Here is a 2623-nt window from a genome sequence, read left to right as displayed (position 1 = left end):
AGGTGGCCCTGCTCGACGTCAACACCGGGGCGGTCGTCACCAGCTTCGCGCCGCCCGCGTTCAACGGGCTCATCAAGGACATCGCGCTGGTCGGCAACCGGCTGCTGGTCGGCGGCATCTTCACCACGGCCGGCAACCCCAACCCGCGCGGCGGACTCGCGTCGCTCAACGCCACCACCGGCGCCGTGGACAGCTACCTCACCACCACGCTGACCGAGAACCACAACTGGGACGGGGTCAGCGGCGCCAAGGCCGGCGTCGGCGCGGAGAAGCTCGCCGTCTCCCCGGACGGCACGCAGCTCGTCGTCATCGGCAACTTCAAGAAGGCCGACGGGGTGCTGCACGACCAGATCGTCAAGATCGACCTGGGTGCCACCGCCGCCACCGTCGCGGACTGGAACACGGCCCGCTACACGCCGCGCTGCAAGTGGCAGTCCTTCGACTCGTACGTCCGTGACGTCGCGTTCTCCCCGGACAACAGCTACTTCGTGGTGGTCACCACCGGCGCGCCGTACAGCGGAACGCTCTGCGACACCGCGGCCCGCTGGGAGGCCGGCGCGACCGGCTCCGCTCTCCAGCCGACCTGGGTCGACTACAGCGGCGGCGACACGTTCCTGTCCGTCGGCATCAGCGAAGAGGCGGTCTACGTCGGCGGCCATCTCCGCTGGCTCAACAACACCACCGGCACCGACAACGCCCGGGCCGGCGCGGTCGGCCGGGCCAGCATCGCCGCGCTCGACCCGGCCAACGGCCTGCCGCTGTCCTGGAACCCCGGCCGCCACCCGCGCGGCATCGGCGCCTCCGAGATGCTCGTCACGCCGACCGGGCTCTGGGTCGGCGGCGACACGCTGTGGATCGGCAACTTCCAGTACCGCCGGGAGCGGATCGCGTTCTTCCCGCTGGCCGGCGGGACGGCGGTGCACCCCACCACCACGGCCACCCTGCCCGGCAACATCTACCAGGCGGGCCTGCCGCAGCCGACGAACGTGCTGTACCGGGTGAACGCCGGCGGCTCGTCCGTCGCCGCCACCGACGGCGGGCCGGACTGGGCGGCCGACACCAGCTCCAGCCCCAGCCCGTACCACAACACCGGCAGCAGCGTCTCCAGCTACACCACCGCCGCGAGCCTGGACTCGACGGTGCCGGCCGGCACCCCGGTCGAGCTCTACAACCACGAGCGGTACGACCCGTCCGGCGGTGCGGAGATGACCTGGCAGTTCCCGGTGCCCAACGGCACCGAGGTGCACGTGCGGCTCTACATGGCCAACCGGTACGCGGGCACCGCCAACGCCGGCACGCGGATCTTCGACGTGGCGCTGGAGGGTGCTGTCGTCCTCGACGACCTCGACCTGTCCGCCACCGCCGGGCACAACGTGGGCACCATGCGGGAGTTCACGGTGGTCAGCGACGGCTCGATCGACGTGGAGTTCCGCCACGTGCGGGAGAACCCGCTGGTGAACGCCGTCGAGATCGTCAAGACCGGGCCCCCGCCCGCCCCGGCCAGCTCGCCGGTGCAGGTGCGCTCGTACGACGGGCAGAGCACGGTCGGCGCGCCGGACCCGGTGACCGACCCGGACGGCACCGTCTGGGCGGGCGCGCGCAACGCGTTCTGGGTCGGCGGGACGGTGTTCTACGGCGCCGACGGCGCGCTGTGGCGGCGTACGTTCAACGGCACCACGTTCGGCACGCCGGAACTGGTGGACCCGTACCACGACCCGTACTGGGACAACGTGATCACCAACTCCGGGCCGACCGGGCAGACGTACGTCGGCGCGACCACCGGCTTCTACGCCGAGATCCCGAACGTGACCGGCATGTTCTTCTCCGGCGGGCGGCTCTACTACACGCTCAACGGGCAGAACGGACTGTTCTGGCGCTGGTTCACCCCGGACAGCGGCGTCGTCGGCGCCGACCGGTTCACGGTGTCCGGGGCGAGCGGGTTCGCCGACGCGGGCGCGGTCTTCGTCTCCGGCGGCACGCTCTACAAGGTCAACCGCAACACCGGTGACCTGGCCGCCACCGACTGGGTGAACGGCGTGCCGGCCGCGACGTTCACCGTGCGCAGCGGCCCGGCGGTCGACGGCGTCGACTGGCGCGCGAAGGCGGTGTTCGTCGGCCCGTAAGGAAGGGCACCTTCTTAACGCCTCCGGTAGAGGAAGGGCCCCTTGTTAACACGCAGGTGTTAACAAGGGGCCCTTCCTTGCGGTGGGGCGGGGTTGCCGGCGCCGGAGGGCGGTGGAATGATCAACCGGTCAGCCCGATGAGGTGGAAAGGGGGTGTGGTCGATGTCTTTCGTGAACCGTCCCGCGCCCCGCGTTCCCCGCTGACGTTCCCACTCCGCCGGGGCGCGTACCCCACAGGAGGAAGCACCGATGAGTGCACAGTTCCATTGCGTGACAGTCGAGTCCGACGACCCGTACACCCTCGCCGGATGGTGGGCCCGGGTGCTCGACCGCCGGCTCGCCGACGACGACCACCCGGACGACCCGGAGGCGGTCCTCGCCGCGCCCGCCGGCGACGGCCCCGACCTGTTGTTCGTCCGGGTGGGCGAGCGGCACGGCAAGGGCGCGTTCCACATCGACCTGCACGCGGCCGAGGGCACCCGCGACGAGGAGGTGGCGCG

The 2623-nt window shown here is 71.3% G+C and carries 2 protein-coding genes; both read left to right on the top strand.

The annotated features are described in order from the left end of the window. Positions 1-2 precede the first annotated feature (2 nt). On the top strand, positions 3-2123 hold the full coding sequence (locus KBX39_RS28520) for a malectin domain-containing carbohydrate-binding protein (protein ID WP_312247504.1): 2121 nt from the start codon (positions 3-5) through the stop codon (positions 2121-2123). A 270-nt stretch (positions 2124-2393) separates the two neighbouring features. Continuing rightward, positions 2394-2623: VOC family protein (locus tag KBX39_RS28515; RefSeq protein ID WP_312247503.1), on the top strand; the 230-nt coding region annotated here is incomplete at its 3' end.

The sequence above is a fragment of the Micromonospora sp. D75 genome, assembly GCF_018070405.1.
GTDB classification, from domain to species: Bacteria; Actinomycetota; Actinomycetes; order Mycobacteriales; family Micromonosporaceae; genus Micromonospora; species Micromonospora chalcea.
The sequence above is the reverse complement of the archived record's forward strand: the minus strand, read 5'-3'. Positions and strand labels throughout refer to the sequence as shown.